The sequence below is a fragment of the Agromyces indicus genome (assembly GCF_031432295.1).
GTDB classification, from domain to species: Bacteria; Actinomycetota; Actinomycetes; order Actinomycetales; family Microbacteriaceae; genus Agromyces; species Agromyces indicus.
In genome coordinates, this window is record NZ_JAVKGS010000002.1 from 406,130 (window position 1) to 425,125 (window position 18,996).

Consider the following 18,996-nt stretch of genomic DNA (forward strand, 5'->3'; position numbering starts at 1 on the left):
CGGTCAGCGCTCGTTCTGGCGGGGGATCACCACCTGCTTGATGATGAGCAGGATGGCCGCCGCGGTCGGGATCGCGACGAGGGCGCCGAGGATGCCGAGCAGCGCCCCGCCCGCCAGAGCGGCGACCACCACGAGGGCGCCCGGCACGCGGACCGCACGGCTCATGATGCGCGGCGCGAGCACGTACGCCTCGATCTGCATGTAGACGAGGTAGTAGATCGCCGCGACGAGCGCCGTGAGCGGCGATCCGACGCCCGGGATCAGGCAGGCCAGCACGATGATGATCGAGCCCGTGAGCGTGCCGACGAGCGGCACCAGCGAGAACAGGAAGGCGACGAAGGCGAGGACCGCCGGGAAGGGCGCCTGGATGATGGAGAGGAAGGCGAAGCTCAGCACGCCGTTGACCGCGGCGAGCGAGACCTGTCCGATGACGTAGCGGCCGACCGACTGGGTGATCTGCTCGGTGAGGTCGGCGAAGCGCGCGCGTCGGCTGGCCGGGACCAACTGGTAGGTGGCGCGCTTCATCGCATCGAGCGACGCGGTGAAGTACACCGTGAGCACGGCGACGACGATCACCGCGAACACGCCGCTGCCGATCGCGAGCGCCACCTGCCAAACGCCACCCAGCAGTTCGCTGAGCTTGTCGGGGTTGGTGAAGAAGTCGGTGAGCGCGGCGGCGGCCTGCTCGCTGATCTCGTCGATCTTGAGGAGCGGGAACTGCTCCTGCAGCCACTCGATCCAGTCGACGCGGTTCAGTTGCGCGATGATCACGGGGATCAGCGCGATGAGCTCGCCGACCTGCTCGACGATGATCGGGATCACCGTCAGCAGCAGCGCCGCCACGAGCGCGGCCACGCCGAGGACGACGAGCAGGATCGCGGCCCAACGCGGAAGCCCTCGGCGCTCGAGCCCGCTGATGGCGGGCTCGAGGCCGAGGGCGAGGAAGAGGGCGACGCCCACGTACGTGAGGATCGTCGACAGGCTCGCGACCGCCGACAGGATCAGCAGGCCCGCGCCGACACCCAGGGTGCCGACGAGGGCCAGCCTGAACGCGTTCTGGATCCTCACCGACGCGCCCCGTCCGTCGTCCGCGCTACTTCTTGTTCGCGACCTGCTCGGCCTGCGTCAGCACGCCGCGGAGGCTCTCGAAGTAGCCGGCGACGGCGTCGCGCTCGATCTTGATCTGGGCCAGTCGGTCCTCCGCGTCGGAGACGAGGGCGCGCGTCCGCTCCTCGGCGTCGGAGATGAGCTTGCGGGCCTGGGCGTGCGCGGCGGCCACGCGCTCGCGCGCCTCCTCGTCGGCCTTCTCGCGGGCTGCGGCGATCTCGGCACGGCCCTCGGTCTCGAGCCGGTCGGCCTCCGCCCGCGCCTCGTTCGTCCGGGCGACCGCCTCGGCGAGCTCGGTGTTGGCGTCGTCGAGGAACTTCTTGGTCTGCTCGGACGCCTCCTGCTGCGCGGTGAGCAGCTCCTGCTCGGCCTCGTCGCGCTTGGTCGCGAGCTCCGAGTCGAGGTCCATGCGGGCGCGCTCGATCTCGCGGCGCATCCGGTTGACCTCGTGCGTGGTCTTCTTGCGCAGGGAGGTGAGCTGGTTGTCGAGGTCGATGCGCGCCTGCTCGGCCTCCGCCTCGAAGTCGGCGCGGGCCTGCTCCTGCTCGAGGGCGAGGTCGGCGCGCATCTGCTCGAGCTCGGCGGCGTGCTTGGCGCGGATGCGGTCGAGCTCGTGCTGCAGCTTGAGCTGCGCCGTCTCGGACTCGCGCTCGAGGTCGACCTTGGTCTGCTCGCGCTCCTGCGCGAGCTTGGCTCGCTCCGCCTCGAGCTCGCGCGCCAGGTCGGTGCGGGCCTGCTCGAGCTCGTGCTCGAGCGTCGCGCGGCGCTCCTCGACCTCGGCCTCGACGGCGGCGCGCGCCTCGGCGGACTCGCGCTCGAGGTCGATCCGCGCCTGCTCGGTCTCGCGGGCGAGGTCGATGCGCGCCTGCTCGGTCTCCTTGGCGAGCTCGGCCCGCTTCTGGTCGAGCTCGACGGCGACCTCGGCGCGGGTCTGTTCGGTCTCCTCCTGGAGGCCGGCGGCCGCGGCGCGCGCCTCGTTCGCCTCGGTGTTGGCGGCGACGAGCATCTCGGCGGCCTTGCGCTCCGCCTCGGCGACGAGCGCCGCGGCCTCGCGCTTGGCGATCGCGCGCGCCTCGGCGGCCTCGGTGCTCGCAGCGCCGCGGATCGCGGCGGCGTCGCGGTTGGCGTCGTCGCGGAACTGCTCGCTCGCCTCCTGCGCGCGGGCGACCATGTCGTCGGCCTCGGCGCGGGCGTTCTCGAGCAGGCGGTTGGCCTGGGCGCGCGCCTCCGAGAGGGTGCGCTCGGCGAGCTCGTGCGCGTCGGAGCGCATGAGGTGCGCCTCGTCCTCCGCGGCGCGGCGCAGCTTCTCGGCGTCGATGTCGGCCTGCGCAATGAGGCGCGTCGACTGCTCCTCAGCGACCCGGAGGGTGTTCTCGAGCTTGGTTCCGAGCCCGGAGAAGGTGGGGCTGCCGACCTCCTCGAGCTCGGCGGTCAGCTCCTCGATCCGCGCGTTGAGGCGCTTGTTCTCCTTCTGGACGTCGGCCGACGCGTTGTTCGCCGCGATGATCTCGCGCCGGAGCGCATTGATGCTGCGGTCGACCTCATCCTTGTCGTATCCGCGGAATACCTGCGTGAACTCGGTCTCTTCGACGGCCAATTCTTCCTCCGGGGTCCGTGTCCCGCGTAGTGGGGGATTGTGGGGGCGCGGGTCGCCTCCGATCATACGGCGCGCGGGTGCGCCGTGGCGCGGGGGTTTCGCCTCGCGGCGTCCAGACTCCCGTTAGGAGACTCCCAGACTGCGCCGCTAGGGTTGGGTGTCTTTGTCGGATGCCGCTTCAGTGCGGCCTGGAGGTAACTGCGTGCGATTCGTTCTCGCGATCCTGGCGTTCGCCGCCGCCGCCGTCATGGTCGGTTTCGGCATCGCCCAACGGACCGTCTTCCTCGATCCGGACAAGGTGACCCTCGGGACCGTCGTCGACAACCAGGCGGAGTACATCGTGCTGCAGCCCGAGGCGCTCGCCGCCCACGAGGGCAAGCAGACGATCACGGTCTCGGGCGGCGACACCGTCTTCCTCTCGTACGGCCGCACGGCCGACGTCGTCTCGTGGATCGGCGAGGAGCCCTACGTCAGCGTCGGGTACGACGCCGAGGCGGGCGACTTCACCAGCGAGGTCGTCGTCGCCGAGCCCGTCGACGACACGAACGCGACGCCGCCCGCCGAGGAGCCCGTGGAGCCGACGGCCGAAGCCGAGGCTGAGGACGCAGAGCCGGTGATCGTGCCTGCGGGCAGCGACCTGTGGCTGGATGAGTTCACCGGCGACCGCACCGTCACGACGACGGTCGACGTGCCCGAGGGCATCGCCGTGCTGCTCGCCTCCAGCGAGGGCGAGCCCGCACCCGGGCGCATCTCGGTCACCTGGCCGCTCGACAACGCCACGCCGTGGGCCGGTCCGCTCATCGCGGGTGGCGCGTTCCTGTTCCTCGTCGGGGCCGGACTCGTGATCTGGGGCGTGGTCGGCCACCGCCGGTCGCGCGGTCCGCGCCGCAACCTGCCGAAGGGGCCGAAGGGCAAGCTCATGCGGGCGCCGCGTCCCTCTCGCGCGTCCCGGGGCCTGCCGTCCGGTTCGAGCGGCCACCGTTCGCTCGGACAGGCCCGCCGCATCGCGCTGCTGCCCGTGCTGCTCGTGCCGGCACTGGCCCTCTCCGCGTGCTCGGCGGACTACTGGCCTGACCTCTCGGCCGCACCCGAGACGACCGCGGCGACGACCCCGCCGGCGACCCCGGGCGAGGGCGACGGCGGCGAGGCGTCGGACGACCGGCCGGCGGTGACGCCCGCCGTGACCGTGCCCCAGATGGAGCGCATCATGCGCCGGGTGGCGGTCTTCACGACCGAGGTCGATGAGTCGCGCGACGCCGAGCGCCTCACCGAGCGGTTCACGGGCCCGGCCCTCGAGGCCCGGCAGGCGAACTACAAGATCCGCGGTGTGAACGCCGACCACCCGAAGCTCCCCGCGATCCCGGCCGCGCCCCTCACGCTGACGCTGCCGCAGCAGGCCTCGGGATGGCCGCGTACGGTGCTCACGATCGCGCAGAACAGCGACGACGAGACGGTCGCGCCCACGGCGCTCGTGCTCCAGCAGGAGACACCCCGCGACAACTACAAGATCCTCTACGCGACGGCGCTCGTCCCCGACGCCGACGTGCCCGAGGTCGCGCCGGCCTCGATCGGCGCCCCGCCGATCAACCCCGAGTTCAAGGGCCTGGTGATGCCCACGGGCCAGGTCGCGACGGCCTACGCCGACGTGCTGCTGAAGGGCTCGGAGTCCGAGTTCGCCGAGTTCTTCGACACGGCGAACGATCCGATCCTGGCCCAGCTCGGTCCGGAGGGGCAGCAGGCGATCGCCGCGGACCTCCCCGAGACCGCGGACATCGCGTTCAGCAATGCGGTCGGCGACAGCCCGACGGTCGCGCTCGCGACGAACGACTCGGGCGCCCTCGTGACCGTCTCGCTCACTCAGACCGAGAAGGTCACGCCGAACGACGGCGGAACGATCGGCTTCGAGGCCGGTGCGCCGGGAGCGGCGCTCTCCGGCTTCGACGAGAAGAGCGCCAAGGGCGTGCAGCGCGAGATCGGCATCCAGTTGATGTTCTACGTCCCCGCGATCGGATCGGATGAGCAGATCCGCCTGCTCGGCTGGTCCGAGAGCCTGATCGGAGCCTCGGAGGTCCCGTGACGAACGCCGTCCCCCCGCAGCTGCCCGCGAACCTGCGTGGTGCAGTCGACCTGTCGTCGCTCGTGCACCGCGACGAGCGACGGGCGACGGATACCGCGCGCGGCGCCTCCGCGCCGGCCCCGTCCGGTGATCGACTGGTCGTCGCGACCGATGACCAGTCGTTCGGGCAGGTGCTCGAGCTCTCCCGCAGCGTGCCGGTCGTCGTCGTGCTGTGGGCGTCGTGGAGCGAGCAGTCGACGCAGCTCGTGGAGTCGCTCGAACGGCTCGTGACCGCCCGTGGCGCCCGCCTCGTCCTGGCGGCGGCCGACGCCGATCGCAGCCCCCAGCTGGTGCAGGCCCTGCAGGCCCAGGCCGTCCCGACGGTCGTCGCGCTCGTGGGCGGCCAGCCCGTGCCGCTCTTCCAGGGCGTCCAGCCCGACGAGGTCATCGACGACGTGTTCGACCAGCTCCTGGAGCTCGGCGCGCAGCACGGCGTCACCGGGCGGGTGCCGGTCGGCGACGGTGAAGACGAGGAGGCCACGAGCGAGGAGCCCGTCGAGCCGCCGCTGCCGCCTCTGCACCAGGAGGCCTTCGACGCGATCTCGCGAGGCGACTACGACGCCGCGGTCGCCGCCTACACGACCGCCATCGCCCAAGACCCGCGCGACGAGCTCGCCGTCGCGGGACTCGCGCAGGCCAAGCTCCTCCGCCGCCTCCAGGGCAAGACGCTCGACGAGATCCGCAACCGTGCGGCCGCTGCCCCCGGCGACCTCGACGCCCAGCTCGACGTGGCCGACCTCGACCTGTCCGGCGGGCACGTCGACGATGCGTTCGCGCGACTGCTCGACCTGTTCCCGACGCTCGACGCGGCGGGCAAGGACGCGGTGCGCGAGCGGCTGCTCGAGCTGTTCCAGGTGGTCGGCGTCGAGGACTCGCGCGTGGGCGCGGCCCGTCGCCGCCTGGCGATGCTGCTGTACTAGCGGTCCCGGTACGCCGCTACCGGTACGCGCCCCGCTCCGACGGGCGACTCGACCGCCGGCGGCACGCGGCTGCCGGCGGTCCGGCCGTCACTCCGGCTGGAACCACACCGCCGCGAGCGGTGGCAGCGTGAATGACGCCGAGGCGGGTCGGCCGGCCCACGGGTCGTCGGTCGCATCGACCCCGCCGAGGTTGCCGACACCCGAGCCTCCGTACTCCGCGGCATCCGTGTTGAGCACCTCGCGCCAGCGGCCGGAGGACGGCAGCCCGAGGCGTACGCCCTCGTGGGGGCGTCCGGCGAAGTTCACCACGCACAGCAGCGGTCGACGGTCCCGGTCGTACCGGAGGAACGCGATGACGTTGAGCTCGGCCGCGCCGCCATCGACCCACTCGAACCCGGCCGAGTCGTCGTCGAGCTGCCAGAGCGCCGGCGTCTCGCGGTAGCGCCGGTTCAACTGCCCGACGAGCTCGGCGAGCTGGCGGTGGCTCGGCTGGTCGAGGATCCACCAGTCGAGGCCCCGCTCCTCGCTCCACTCCGAGAGCTGCCCGAACTCCTGACCCATGAACAGCAGCTGCTTGCCGGGATGCGCCCACATGTAGGCGAGGTAGGCGCGGGTGTTCGCGAGCTGCTGCCAGTGGTCGCCGGGCATCTTCCGCACGAGCGAGCCCTTGCCGTGGACGACCTCGTCGTGGCTGATCGGCAGGATGAAGTGCTCGCTGAACGCGTAGAGGAACGAGAACGTGAGCTCGCCGTGGTGGTGCGCGCGGTACATCGGATCGCGCTGGATGTACTGCAGGGTGTCGTGCATCCACCCCATGTTCCACTTGTAGCCGAAGCCGAGCCCGCCCGAAGACGTGGTCGCCGTGACGCCCGGCCAGGAGGTGGACTCCTCGGCGATCATGACGATGCCGGGGTTGCGCTTGTACGCCGTCGCCGTGGCCTCCTGCAGGAAGCCGATCGCCTCGAGGTGCTCGCGCCCGCCGTACCAGTTCGGCAGCCACTCACCCTCCTCGCGCGAGTAGTCGAGGTAGAGCATCGAGGCGACCGCGTCGACTCGCAGGCCGTCGACGTGCATCTCCTCGAGCCAGAACAACGCGTTCGCGACGAGGAAGTTCCGCACGCGCGGATTGCCGTAGTCGAAGACGAGCGTGCCCCAGTCCTTCTGCTCGCCGCGGCGCGGGTCGGGGTGCTCGTAGAGCGGCTCGCCGTCGAACCGGGCGAGCGCCCACTCGTCCTTCGGGAAGTGACCGGGAACCCAGTCCATGATCACGCCGATGCCGGCCTGGTGCAGGCGGTCGATCAGGTACTTCAGGTCGTCGGTGCTGCCGAAGCGCGACGTGATCGCGAAGTAGCCCGTGACCTGGTAGCCCCACGAGCCGCCGAACGGATGCTCGGCGAGGGGCATGAACTCGACGTGCGTGTACCCGAGCCACTGCAGGTACTCGATGAGCTCATCGGCGACGTCGCGGTAGCCCCTGCCCGGCCGCCAGGAGCCGAGGTGGAGCTCGTAGATGCTCATCGGCAGCTCGTGCGGGTTCGAGTGCGCACGCCGCGACATCCACTCGCCGTCGGCCCACTCGTGAGTCGTCGTCGCGACGACCGACGCCGTCGCGGGCGCGATCTCGGCACGGCGGGCCATCGGGTCGGCCTTCATGATCCAGTGCCCGGCCGGGGTGAGGATCTCGAACTTGTAGGTCGCCCCCGGCTCGACGTCGGGCACGAAGAGCTCCCAGACGCCCGAGGCGCCCATGTTGCGCATCGCGTGGCCGGTGCCGTCCCAGTCGTTGAAGTCGCCGACGACCCGGACCGCCCGGGCGCGCGGCGCCCAGACCGTGAACGAGACGCCCCGGAGCGCGCCGACGGGGGACTCGTAGACGCGGTGGTGGGCGCCGAGCACCTTCCACAGCTCCTCGTGGCGCCCCTCGGCGATGAGGTGCAGGTCGAGCTCGCCGATCGTGGGCGCGTAGCGGTACGGGTCGTCGGCGATCCACTCGCCGCCGCCGTCGTACCTGGCGCGCACGCGGTAGCCCATGGCGCCGAACGCCCCCGCGCCGGCCCAGATGCCGTGGGCGACGTGCGCGAGCGGCACCAGGGCGCCGTCGTCGAGCAGGGCGTCGACGGATGCCGCGAGCGGCCGACGCACGCGGATGACGGTGTGGGATCCGCCCTCCCCGGCGACGTCGAAGCCGTGTGCGCCCAGGACCGAGTGCGGGTCGTGGTGGCGGCCTTCCGCGACGGCGAGCAGCAGCCCGTCGTCGACGGGCGGGGGTGCGACGCTGGCGGTCTCAGGCATCCGTGCCTCGAATCACTCGGAGGATGTGGGCGGGTTGGGTGAACGCGTCGAGGCGCACGTAGTTGTTCGCGCCCCAGGTCCAGCGGTCGCCGGTGACGAGGTCCTCGACCTCGAAGGACGCGCCCGGCGCGAGGTCGATCGCCTCGAGGTCGAGGTGCACGGTCGTCTCGCGGACCGAGTGCGGGTCGACGTTGGCCACGACGATGATCGTGTCGTGGTCGGCGTCGCCTCGACCGTCGATGAACCGCCCCTCGAGGTGCTTCGTGTACACGAGCACCGCGTCGTCGTCGCTGGCGTGGAAGCGGATGTTGCGGAGCTGGCCGAGCGCGGGATGCTCGGCCCGGATGCGGTTCAGGATGCCGAGGTAGAGCGCGAGCGACCGGCCCTCGGCCTCCGCCTTGGCGAAGTCGCGGGGCTTGTACTCGTACTTCTCGTTGTCGATGGCCTCCTCGGCGCCCGGCCGCGCGACGGACTCGAACAGCTCGAAGCCCGAGTACACCCCCCAGGTCGGCGCGGCGGTGGCCGCGATCGTCGCGCGCACCGTGAAGGCCGCGGGCCCGCCGAACTGCAGGTACTCGGTGAGGATGTCGGGGGTGTTCACGAACAGGTTCGGCCGCATGAAGTCGGCGGTCTCCTGGGAGACGCTCGTCAGGAACTCCTCGAGCTCCTGCTTGGTGTTCCGCCAGGTGAAGTAGGAGTACGACTGCTGGAAGCCCACCATCGCGAGGGCCTGCATCATGGCCGGGCGCGTGAACGCCTCGGCGAGGAAGATCACGTCGGGGTCGGTCGCGTTGATGTCGCCGATGAGGCGCTCCCAGAACGCCAGCGGCTTGGTGTGCGGGTTGTCGACGCGGAAGATCCGCACGCCCTGCTTCATCCAGTGCCGGACGATGCGGGTCACCTCGACGACCAGGCCCTCGAAGTCGTCGTCGAAGTTGATGGGGTAGATGTCCTGGTATTTCTTCGGCGGGTTCTCGGCGTACGCGATCGTGCCGTCCGGCAGCGTCGTGAACCACTCCGGGTGCTCGGTGACCCACGGGTGGTCGGGGGAGGCCTGCAGCGCGAGGTCGAGCGCGATCTCGATGCCGAGCGCCGCGGCACGGCGCACGAACGCCCGGAAGTCGGCGAGGTTGCCGAGGTCGGGGTGGACGGTGTCGTGCCCGCCGGCGGCCCCGCCGATCGCCCACGGCGAGCCGGGGTCGTGCGGCCCGGGGTTCAGCGTGTTGTTCGGGCCCTTGCGGAAGGCCACGCCGATCGGGTGGATCGGCGGCAGGTAGACCACGTCGAAGCCCATGGCGGCGACGCCGTCGAGCCGCTTCTGCGCGGTGCGGAACGTGCCGGACTTCCAGGAGCCGTTCTTGAACTGCCGGGCGCCCTCGGAACGCGGGAAGAACTCGTACCACGAGCCCACGCCCGCGCGGCGGCGCTCGACGGAGATGCGGTGCTCCTCGGAGTCGGTCGCGAGCCGGGCGAGCGGGCGCTGGTCGAACTCGGCGAGCAGCGGGCTCTCGAGCAGGGCACGGCGATCGGATGCCGCGGCATCCGTGTCGCGCAACGCCGCCGCGTACGCCTTCAGGAGCTTGCGCACCGAGGCGGGTCGGTCGGCCTCCGCGGCGGCGCGGTCGATGAGGCGCGCGCCGATCTCGTACATCAGCTCGACGTCGACGCCCGCGTCGATCTTCAGCTCGGCGTCGTGCACCCAGGTGCCGATCTCGTCGCCGAAGCCGGTGACGTGCCAGCTCCAGGTGCCGAGGTCGTCGAGGCGGACCTTCGCCTCCCACCGGTCGGTGCCCGGGGCGCCGGCGCGCATCCGATGCCGCTGCTCGACCCCGGACGGGCTGGTCAGCACGAGCATCGCGCCCACCAGGTCGTGCCCCTCGCGGAACACCGTGGCGCCGAACGGGACCACCTCCCCGGCGAACGCCTTCGGGTTCCAACGCGGATCGGGCAGAGCGGGCGTGAGCCGGGTCACGGGGATCCGGCCGGCGAGCACGGTTCGGCTGGTCACGTGTCGACCGTAGCGCGGATGGGCGGGGAACGGCACCGCGGGTTGCGGGGGTTGCGGCAACTGCGACATCCGTTCACCTCGCCGACACGCGCGCCCGCTTAGGGTGGTCCCGTGAAGCCGATCCGCAAGTTCACCGTCCGGGCCGTGGTGCCTCCGCAGCTGGGCGCGCTCGAGGAGCTCGCCGCCAACCTCCGGTGGTCCTGGCACGAACCCACGAAGCGCCTCTTCGAGCACATCGACCCCGCCGGGTGGCAGCGCGCGGGGCGCGACCCCATCGCGTTCCTCGGCGACGTCGACCCGCGCCGCCTGGACGAGCTCGCGAACGACGAGGGCTACGTCGGCTGGGCCGAGCGCGAGCGGACGGCCCTGCGCGAGTACCTCGGCGAGCCGCGCTGGTTCCAGTCGCTCGGCGCCGAGACGCCGAGGACCATCGCCTACTTCTCGCCCGAGTTCGGCATCACCGCGGCGCTGCCCCAGTACTCGGGCGGCCTCGGGATCCTCGCCGGCGACCACCTCAAGGCGGCCTCCGATCTGGGCGTCCCGCTCGTGGCGGTCGGCCTGTTCTACAAGGCCGGCTACTTCTCGCAGGCCATCGCCCCGGACGGGTGGCAGCAGGAGCGCTACCCGGCGCTCGACCCGGACGGCCTGCCGCTCGCGGTGCTCCGCCGCGCGGACGGCGCGCCCGTGCAGGTCACGCTCGCGGTGCCCGGCGGACGGAGCCTCCATGCACGCGTCTGGCAGGCCTCCATCGGCCGGGTGCCGCTGCTCCTGCTCGACACCGACATCCCCGCCAACGACGACGACCTGCGGCTGGTCACCGACCGGCTCTACGGCGGGGGCGGCGAGCACCGCCTCCAGCAGGAGCTCCTCCTCGGCGTCGGCGGCGTCCGGGCACTGCGCGCCTGGAGCGAGGTGACGGGGCGGCACTTCCCCGACGTGTTCCACATGAACGAGGGCCACGCCGGCTTCCTCGGCCTGGAGCGCATCTCCGCGTGCATCCGCGACGGACTCAGCTTCGGCGAGGCGCTGCAGCTCGTGCGCGCCGGCACCGTGTTCACCACCCACACGCCCGTGCCCGCCGGCATCGACCGGTTCGACCGGGCGCTCGTCGCGCGCTACCTCGAGTCCGGCCTGCTGCCCGGCGTCGACCCCGCCGACGCACTGCCGCTCGGTCTCGAGCCGGGCGCCCATCCCGACGAGTCGGCGTTCAACATGGCCTTCATGGGCCTCCGGCTCGCCCAGCACGCCAACGGCGTCTCGAAGCTGCACGGCGAGGTCAGCCGGTCGATGTTCGCCGACCTCTGGCCGGGCTTCGACGCCGACGAGGTGCCGATCACCTCGGTCACCAACGGCGTGCACGCCCCGACCTGGACCGACCCGGCGCTCATCGCGCTCGCCGAGGCGAACCTCGGCACCGACGACACCGAGCACGCCGACTGGCTCAGCCCGGCCGTGAGCGACGGCGAACTCTGGAGCGTCAAGCGCGGCATGCGCCTGCAGCTCGTGGAGGACGCCCGGCGCCGGCTCGCCGCCGCGTGGGCCGACCAGCACGCGGGCGCCGTGGCACCCGACTGGGTGCGGCGCGTCCTCGACCCCGACGTGCTCACGATCGGCTTCGCCCGGCGCGTGCCCACGTACAAGCGGCTGACGCTCATGCTGCAGGACCCCGAGCGGCTCGCGGCGATCCTCACCGACCCCGACCGCCCCGTCCAGTTCGTGATCGCCGGCAAGGCGCACCCCGCCGACGAGGAGGGCAAGCGGCTCATCCAGCGCCTCGTGCAGTTCGCCCAGCGGCCCGAGCTGCGCGAGCGCATCGTGTTCCTGCCGGACTACGACATGGGCATGGCCGAGAAGCTGTACCCGGGCTGCGACGTGTGGATGAACAACCCGCTGCGACCCCTCGAGGCGTGCGGCACCTCCGGCATGAAGGCGGCCATGAACGGTGCGCTCAACCTGTCGATCCTCGACGGCTGGTGGGCCGAGTACGCCGCCGACGACCACGGCTGGGTCATTCCCACCGCGGACGCGGCGCCCGACCCCGCCGAACGGGATCGACTCGAGGCATCCGCCCTCTACGACCTGCTCGAGCACCGCATCACGCGCCTGTTCTACGACCGCGACCACGACGGCGTGCCGACCGAGTGGATGTCGCGCGTGCGCCGCACGCTCGCGAACCTCTCGCCCGAGCTCGGAGCCGACCGGATGGTGCGCGAGTACGTCGAGCGCCTGTACCGTCCTGCCGCCGAGCACGCCGCCGTCGTCGCGGCGAACGGCGCGAAGCCCGCTCGCGAGCTCGCCGAGTGGGTCGCGGGCGTCCGCGCCGCGTGGGATGGGGTGCAGGTGACGCACGTCGAGTCGGGCGGGCTGGACTCCACGCCGCACGTGGGCGACGAGCTGCACCTGCGCGCGCACGTCGCGCTCGGCTGGCTGAGCCCGGACGACGTCGCCGTCGAGGTGGTCTACGGTCGCTCGGTGGGCGACGACCGGATCCAGGACGCCCGCACCGCCGCGCTCGAACCCGACGGCACGTCGACGACGGATGCCGCGACCCGCGTCTACGTGGGCACCGTCACGCTCGACCGCGCCGGCGCCTTCGGCTACACGGTGCGCGTCGTGCCGCGGCATCCGTTGCTGCTGTCGTCGGCTGAGCTCGGCCTCGTCGCCGCCGCGGGCTGACCACGGGCCCGCGCCCGGCGTTCAGCGGGCGCGGGCGATCGGCGCGTACCGGCCGTCCGTGACGGCGAGCAGATCGTCGGGCGCGAGTTCGAGGTCGAGCCCGCGGCGTCCGCCCGACACGAGGATCGTCTCGTGCAGGATGGCGGACTCGTCGAGCACGGTCGGCAGTGCGACCTTCTGCCCGATCGGGCTGATGCCGCCGACGACGTACCCCGTCCTGCGCTCGGCGAGCGCGGGATCGGCCATCTCGGCGCGCTTGCCGCCGACCGCGGCGGCGAGCGCCTTGAGGTCGAGCTGCTCGGCGACCGGCACGATGCCGACGACGAGCGACCCGTCGACGCTCACGAGCAGCGTCTTGAACACCCGATCCGGCGGGATGCCGAGCTTCTCCGCCGCTTCGAGGCCGTATGCGGCGGCGCGCGGGTCGTGTTCGTAGGCGAGGGCGGTGAAGCGGATGCCGGCGCGCGCGAGCGCGACCGTCGCCGGCGTCCCGGCGGTGGCATCCGGCTTCTTCGCCATCAGCCCTCCCGATCCCCGTCGTGCGGATCGCCGGGCGGCGCGTCGCCCGGCCCGTCGCCGCCCGGCCCGTCGTCGGCGGCCGCGTCGACGAGCACCGGTGCGGGCTCCCCGTGGGCGCGGAACAACTGCATCGTCTGCGGCGCCACGGTGAGCCGGTCGCCGGGAACGTACCGCCGGCCCTGCTCCCCGTCGGGCGCGTCGCGGCCCGAGTCCCACAGCAGCTCGTAGTCGTCGACGCCGGGATGCACGGGCAGCAGCACCTCGGCGATCGTCTCCGAGGCGTGCACGACGAGCAGGATGCGGTTGAAGTCCTCGAACTCCGGCGTCGACGCCGCGAGGAACTGCAGGGTGCGCTGGGACGGGTCGTTCCACTCGTCGATCGTCATGGTGTGGCCGAGCGCGTTGTACCAGTCGAGCTGCGACGCGCTCGGCACGCGCTCGCCGAATCGGCCGTACCGCACGGGCCGGAGCGCGGGGTTCTCGCGCCGCACGCGCAGCAGGTGCCGCACGGTCGCCTCGATCGCGCCGTCGCGACGGGCCGGATCCCACGCGAGCCACGTGAGCTCGGAGTCATGGCAGTAGGCGTTGTTGTTGCCGCGCTGGCTGCGCCCGTACTCGTCGCCCGCGGTGAGCATCGGCACGCCCGCCGACAGCAGCAGGGTGCCGAGCAGGTTCCGGATGCTGCGGCGGCGCGCCGCCGCCACGTCCGCGTCATCCGTCGGCCCCTCCACCCCGTGGTTGTACGAGTTGTTGTGGTCGGCGCCGTCGCGGTTGTGCTCGCCGTTGCCGAGGTTGTGCTTGACGTCGTAGGCGGTGAGGTCGGCGAGCGTGAAGCCGTCGTGGGCGGTGATGAAGTTGAGGCTCGCGAGCGGGCCGCGCTCGTGCGCGAACGTGTTCGCCGATCCCGCGAGGCGGGTCGCGAAGCGTCCGATGCCGCTGCCGGGTTCGCCGTGCCGCTCGCGGCGCAGGTCGCCGAGCCAGAAGTCGCGCATGCGGTCGCGGTAGCGGTCGTTCCACTCGCTGAAGCCGGGCGCGAAGTTCCCGGTCTGCCAGCCGAACGGGCCGACGTCCCACGGCTCGGCGATGAGCTTGCCCGCGCCGATCACGGGATCGTCGAGCATCGCGCGGAGCAGCGGGTGGTCGGGGGAGTAGGCGCCGAGCGCGTCGCGGCCGAGCGTCGCGGCGAGGTCGAGCCGGAACCCGTCGACCTGCAGCTCGTCGGCCCAGTACCGCATCGAGTCGAGCACCAGGCGCATCGCGGCATCCGTGCCGAAGTCGAGCGTGTTGCCGCACCCGGTCGTGTCGACGTACCGGCCGTGCACGTCGTGGCGGTAGTACGAGGCGTTGTCGATGCCGCGGAAGCTGTACGTCGGACCCTGCCGGCCCTCCTCCGCCGTGTGGTTGTAGACGACGTCGAGCACGACCTCGATGCCCGCCTCGTGCAGCCGCTTCACCATGCCGGCGAACTCGCGCCGCACCGCCGCCGGACCGCCCGCCTGCGCGTCGGGGCTGGCGTACGGTGCGTGCGGGGCGAAGAAGCCGAGCGTGTTGTAGCCCCAGTAGTTGACCTGCCCCTGGCGGACGAGGCGCTCCTCGGGCACGAACGCGTGCACCGGCAGCAGCTCGACCGTGGTGACCCCGAGCCCGGACAGGTACTCGAGCGACGCGTCGTGGGCGAGCCCCGCGTACGTGCCGCGCAGCCGGTCGGGGATGCGTGCGTTCAGCCGGCTGAACCCCTTCAGGTGGGCCTCGTAGACCACGGTGTGGTCGAGCGGCACGCGCGGCTTGCCGACACCGCCCCAGTCGAAGCCCTCGGCGGCGAGCGAGTCGAGGACCACGCCGCGCCACGAGCCGTCGGCGGCCGGCTGCAGCCCGCGCGCCCACGGGTCGAGCAGCGTGTGCACCGGGTTGAACGCGTGCTCGATCCCGGCCGGACCGTCGACGCGCAGGCCGTACCTCGCCCCCGGCGCGAGGGCCGGGGACGACGCCTCCCACACGCCGTGCGCATCCCGCTCGAGTGGCACGCGGACGCTCGCCCAGTCGAGGTCCTCCCGGTCGAACACGACGAGGTCGATCGACGTGGCGTGCGCGGACCAGACGCGGATCACGCCGCCGTCCGGGCCGGTCCGCACGCCCAGGTCGCGCAGCGGATCGGCGGGGGACATGCGATCTAGAGTAGTTCGTAGGGAACCGGTTCCCGTCCCCAGGAGGTGACCCATGCTCCGCCGCGAGCCCGTCTACCTCGACCACGCCGCCACGACGCCGCTGCGGCCCGAGGCGATCGATGCGGTCACGCGCGCATTGCGCGTCGTCGGCAACCCCTCCTCCATCCACTCCGCCGGCCAGGAGGCCAAGCGCCTCCTCGAGGAGTCGCGCGAGCAGGTCGCCGCCACCGTCGGCGCCGACCCCATCGAGGTCGTCCTCACGGGCGGCGGCACCGAGGCCGTGAACCTCGCCGTGAAGGGCCTGTTCTGGCGACGCCGCGCCGAGGCCGGCGCACGGCGCATCCTCGTCCCGGGCGGCGAGCACCATGCCACCATCGACGCGCTCGACTGGCTCGCCGGCGTCGACGGCGCCGAACCGGTCGAGGTGCCGCTCGACGAGCTCGGCCGCGTGCAGGTCGACGCGCTCGCCGCGGAACTCGAGCGGGACGCGGCATCCGTCGCCCTCATCACCATGCTCTGGGCCAACAACGAGGTCGGCACGATCGAGCCGGTCGCCGAGGTCGCCGAGCTCTGCGCGCGCGCGGGCGTGCCGCTGCACGTCGACGCGATCGCCGCCTACGGGCACGTGCCGATCGACCTGCACGGCCTCCGGCGCGAGACGCGCGCGCCGGCCGGAGCTGGCCTCGTGGCGATCAGCCTCTCGGCGCACAAGATCGGCGGGCCGGTGGGCATCGGCGCGCTCGTGCTCGACCGTTCGACGCGCATCGAGCCGCTGCTGCACGGCGGCGGCCAGCAGCGCCGCATCCGCTCGGGCACGCAGGACGTCGCGGCCGCCGCGGGCTTCGCGGCGGCGGCCCGCGCGACGTTCGAGCACGCGGCGGTCGAGAACGAGCGGATGGCGCGCCTGCGCGATCGGCTCGTCGACGGCGTCGCCGCGGCCGTGCCGCTCGCGCGGCTCTCGGGCGACCCCGACCCGGCCGGACGCCTGCCGGGCAACGCGCACTTCTCGTTCGCGGGCTGCGAGGGCGACTCGCTGCTGTTCCTCCTGGATGCCGCGGGCGTGGCGGTGTCGACGGGCTCCGCCTGCCAGGCGGGCGTGCCCGAGCCGTCGCACGTGCTGCTCGCGATGGGCCGCTCCGAGGAGGAGGCGCGCGGGGCGCTGCGCATCACGCTGGGTTGGACCACGACCGCTGCCGACGTCGAGGCGTTCCTCGGCGCCCTGCCCGCCGCCGTCGAGCGCGCGTCGCGGGCCGGCATGGCCGCGCGCGCCACGAGCTTCGACCGCTGACCGCCGCCCCGCGCCATCCGCTCGCCTTCGCGCGCTCTTCTCAGGAGTTCTACGGCGGGTCGCGTCCGAGAGCGGCGTGTCGTCCTGAGCAACCACGCGATCCGCGCGGACGGTCCTGAGAACGGGATCCAGCCGAGGCGCAGGCAGCGGTTCGTAGACTGGACCCCATGCGAGTCCTGGCAGCGATGAGCGGCGGCGTCGACAGCGCCGTCGCGGCCGCGCGCGCCGTCGACGCCGGACACGACGTGGTGGGCGTGCACCTGGCCCTGAGCCGCATGCCCGGCACGCTGCGGACCGGCAGCCGCGGATGCTGCACCATCGAGGACTCGATGGACGCCCAGCGCGCCGCGAACGTGCTCGGCATCCCGTACTACGTGTGGGACTTCTCGGAGCGCTTCAAGGCCGACGTCGTCGACGACTTCATCGCCGAGTACTCCGCGGGCCGCACGCCGAACCCCTGCATGCGCTGCAACGAGCGCATCAAGTTCGCCGCGCTCCTCGAGAAGGCCCTCGCGCTCGGCTTCGACGCGGTGTGCACCGGCCACTACGCGACGATCGTGACGGATGCCGCGGGCCACCGCGAACTCCACCGCGCGAGCGCGTGGGCGAAAGACCAGTCGTACGTGCTCGGCGTGCTGACCGCCGAGCAGCTCGCGCACGCCTACTTCCCGCTCGGCGACACGCCCTCGAAGCAGCTGGTGCGCGAGGAGGCCGCGCGTCGCGGGCTGAGCGTGGCGCAGAAGCCCGACTCGCACGACATCTGCTTCATCCCCGACGGCGACACCCGCGGCTGGCTCGGCGACAAGGTCGGCATCGCGCCGGGCGACATCGTCGACCGCTCCGGCGAGGTCGTGGGCACGCACGACGGCGCGCACGCGTACACCGTCGGACAGCGGCGCGGCCTGCGGCTCGGGACGCCGGCGCCCGACGGGCGGCCCCGGTTCGTGCTCGAGGTGCGACCGAAGGAGAACACGGTCGTGGTCGGGCCGAAGGAGGCCCTCGCGGTCGCCGAGATCGCCGGAGCGCGCTTCACCTGGGCCGGGCGCCCGCCCGCCGAGCCGGGCGAGTCCTTCGCGTGCGAAGTGCAGATCCGCGCGCATGCCGATCCCGTCCCCGCGGTCGCGAGGGTGGCGACGGATGCCGCCGGCACGGCCGAGCTGGTCGTCACGCCCGACGAGCCGCTCGGGGGCGTGGCACCCGGGCAGACGGCGGTCGTGTACGTCGGCACGCGCGTGCTCGGCCAGTGCACGATCGATCGGACGGTGAGCGCGGTCCCCGCCGCCTGAACCCGGCGTACCTGTGTGCGCCCCGAACGTTCCCTGCGACCCTCGAGGGCACGGAAGCGGCACCTGTCAAGGCCCCTGCGGCCGCGCGGAGTTCGCCGTACGCTCGGGACGGCGCCGCAGGCACCACCCGTGTGCGGCGCACAACGAGAGGGGACCTGTCATGAGCACCTCATCCGATCGACCCGGGCGCGACCCGTACGCGGCCACCCCGGCCGACCGCGACGGGGACGGGATTCGCGACGATCGCGAGTACCGCGACCGCGACGCGAACGGCATCCGAGACGACCGCGAGCACGGCGCGCACGCCGTGCGGGGCGACCGCGACGGCGACGGCATCGCCGACGACCGCGAACGCCGGGTCGTCCACGACGACCGGCCCGTCGCCGATCCCGCGGTCCGTGCCGCCGTCGTGGACCGGGAACGCGAGCGCTTCGGCGGCATGAAGTTCGGGTCGGCGTTCTTCGGCTGGCTGACCGCCGTCGGCGTGGGCGTGCTGCTCACCGCGCTGCTGACCGCGGCCGGCGCCGCGCTCGGCCTCGGCACCCTCGGTGCCGCCGCGGACGAGGCCGCGCAGGAGAACGTGGAGACGATCGGGATCGTCGGGCTCATCGCCCTGGCGATCATCCTGTTCGTCGCGTACTTCGCGGGCGGCTACGTCGCCGGGCGCATGGCTCGCTTCAACGGGATGAAGCAGGGCATCGCGGTCTGGCTGTGGGCGATCATCATCGCCATCATCGCCGCCGTCATCGCGGCGATCGCCGGAAGCCAGTTCGACATCTTCGCGAACCTCAACACGTTCCCGAGGATCCCGGTGACCGAGGGCCAGCTGACCGTGACCGGGATCATCGCGCTGGTGATCGTGATCCTCGCCAGCCTCGGCGGCGCGATCCTCGGCGGCAAGACCGGCACGCGGTACCACCGGAAGGTGGACGCCGCCGGCTTCGGCGCCTAGCGCTGGGGGGCGCGGCGCCGGAGAGGGGTGCGCGGTGGGGGCCGCGCACCCCGTCTTCGCGCCCCGGCGG

Annotated in this window: 12 protein-coding genes; 6 read left to right on the forward strand and 6 right to left on the reverse strand. The window is 72.6% G+C overall.

Annotated features, from left to right (window positions below; genetic code table 11):
* Positions 1-3 precede the first annotated feature (3 nt).
* Positions 4-1,068, reverse strand: coding sequence for an AI-2E family transporter (locus RH861_RS08190; RefSeq protein ID WP_067950487.1), 1,065 nt, complete (start codon positions 1,066-1,068; stop codon positions 4-6).
* Positions 1,069-1,093: 25 nt separating this feature from the next.
* Positions 1,094-2,704, reverse strand: a complete 1,611-nt coding sequence (locus tag RH861_RS08195) for a DivIVA domain-containing protein (protein WP_310520594.1) — start codon at positions 2,702-2,704, stop codon at positions 1,094-1,096.
* 202 nt (positions 2,705-2,906) lie between these two features.
* Between RH861_RS08195 and RH861_RS08200 the strand changes: the two genes are divergently transcribed.
* Together RH861_RS08200 and RH861_RS08205 are read left to right on the forward strand one after the other, a co-directional pair.
* Entirely contained in the window at positions 2,907-4,781 is a 1,875-nt protein-coding gene (locus RH861_RS08200; protein WP_067950483.1) for a DUF8094 domain-containing protein, read from the forward strand.
* Positions 4,778-5,740 (forward strand): tetratricopeptide repeat protein, encoded by a 963-nt coding sequence (locus RH861_RS08205; RefSeq protein WP_310520595.1) that lies wholly within the window; start codon positions 4,778-4,780, stop codon positions 5,738-5,740. The genes RH861_RS08200 and RH861_RS08205 overlap by 4 nt, the downstream gene beginning before the upstream one ends.
* 87 nt (positions 5,741-5,827) lie before the next feature.
* Here RH861_RS08205 and glgB read toward each other — a convergent pair whose 3' ends face one another.
* Both glgB and RH861_RS08215 read right to left on the reverse strand, forming a co-directional pair.
* On the reverse strand, positions 5,828-8,032 hold the full coding sequence (gene glgB, locus RH861_RS08210) for a 1,4-alpha-glucan branching protein GlgB (RefSeq protein ID WP_310520596.1): 2,205 nt from the start codon (positions 8,030-8,032) through the stop codon (positions 5,828-5,830).
* Complete coding sequence (locus RH861_RS08215; RefSeq protein WP_374760964.1) at positions 8,025-10,109, reverse strand: maltotransferase domain-containing protein; 2,085 nt, start codon at positions 10,107-10,109, stop codon at positions 8,025-8,027. Before RH861_RS08215 ends, glgB begins: the two co-directional genes overlap by 8 nt.
* A gap of 42 nt (positions 10,110-10,151) precedes the next feature.
* Between RH861_RS08215 and glgP the strand changes: the two genes are divergently transcribed.
* Complete coding sequence (gene glgP / locus RH861_RS08220) at positions 10,152-12,716, forward strand: alpha-glucan family phosphorylase (protein WP_310520598.1); 2,565 nt, start codon at positions 10,152-10,154, stop codon at positions 12,714-12,716.
* Between the two features lie 21 nt (positions 12,717-12,737).
* Here glgP and ybaK read toward each other — a convergent pair whose 3' ends face one another.
* Together ybaK and glgX are read right to left on the reverse strand one after the other, a co-directional pair.
* Positions 12,738-13,235, reverse strand: coding sequence for a Cys-tRNA(Pro) deacylase (gene ybaK, locus RH861_RS08225; RefSeq protein ID WP_310520599.1), 498 nt, complete (start codon positions 13,233-13,235; stop codon positions 12,738-12,740).
* Positions 13,235-15,400 (reverse strand): glycogen debranching protein GlgX, encoded by a 2,166-nt coding sequence (glgX, locus tag RH861_RS08230; protein ID WP_310520600.1) that lies wholly within the window; start codon positions 15,398-15,400, stop codon positions 13,235-13,237. Before glgX ends, ybaK begins: the two co-directional genes overlap by 1 nt.
* A gap of 52 nt (positions 15,401-15,452) precedes the next feature.
* Here glgX and RH861_RS08235 point away from each other — a divergent pair, with 52 nt between their 5' ends.
* The 3 genes from RH861_RS08235 (at position 15,453) to RH861_RS08245 (ending at position 18,926) form a co-directional block, all read left to right on the forward strand.
* Positions 15,453-16,688: a cysteine desulfurase family protein gene (locus tag RH861_RS08235; protein WP_310520601.1), complete on the forward strand. Its 1,236-nt coding sequence runs from the start codon at positions 15,453-15,455 to the stop codon at positions 16,686-16,688.
* Between the two features lie 167 nt (positions 16,689-16,855).
* Entirely contained in the window at positions 16,856-17,974 is a 1,119-nt protein-coding gene (gene mnmA, locus RH861_RS08240) for a tRNA 2-thiouridine(34) synthase MnmA (protein ID WP_310520602.1), read from the forward strand.
* A gap of 160 nt (positions 17,975-18,134) precedes the next feature.
* Positions 18,135-18,926, forward strand: coding sequence for a DUF4153 domain-containing protein (locus RH861_RS08245; protein WP_310520603.1), 792 nt, complete (start codon positions 18,135-18,137; stop codon positions 18,924-18,926).
* Positions 18,927-18,996 lie beyond the last annotated feature (70 nt).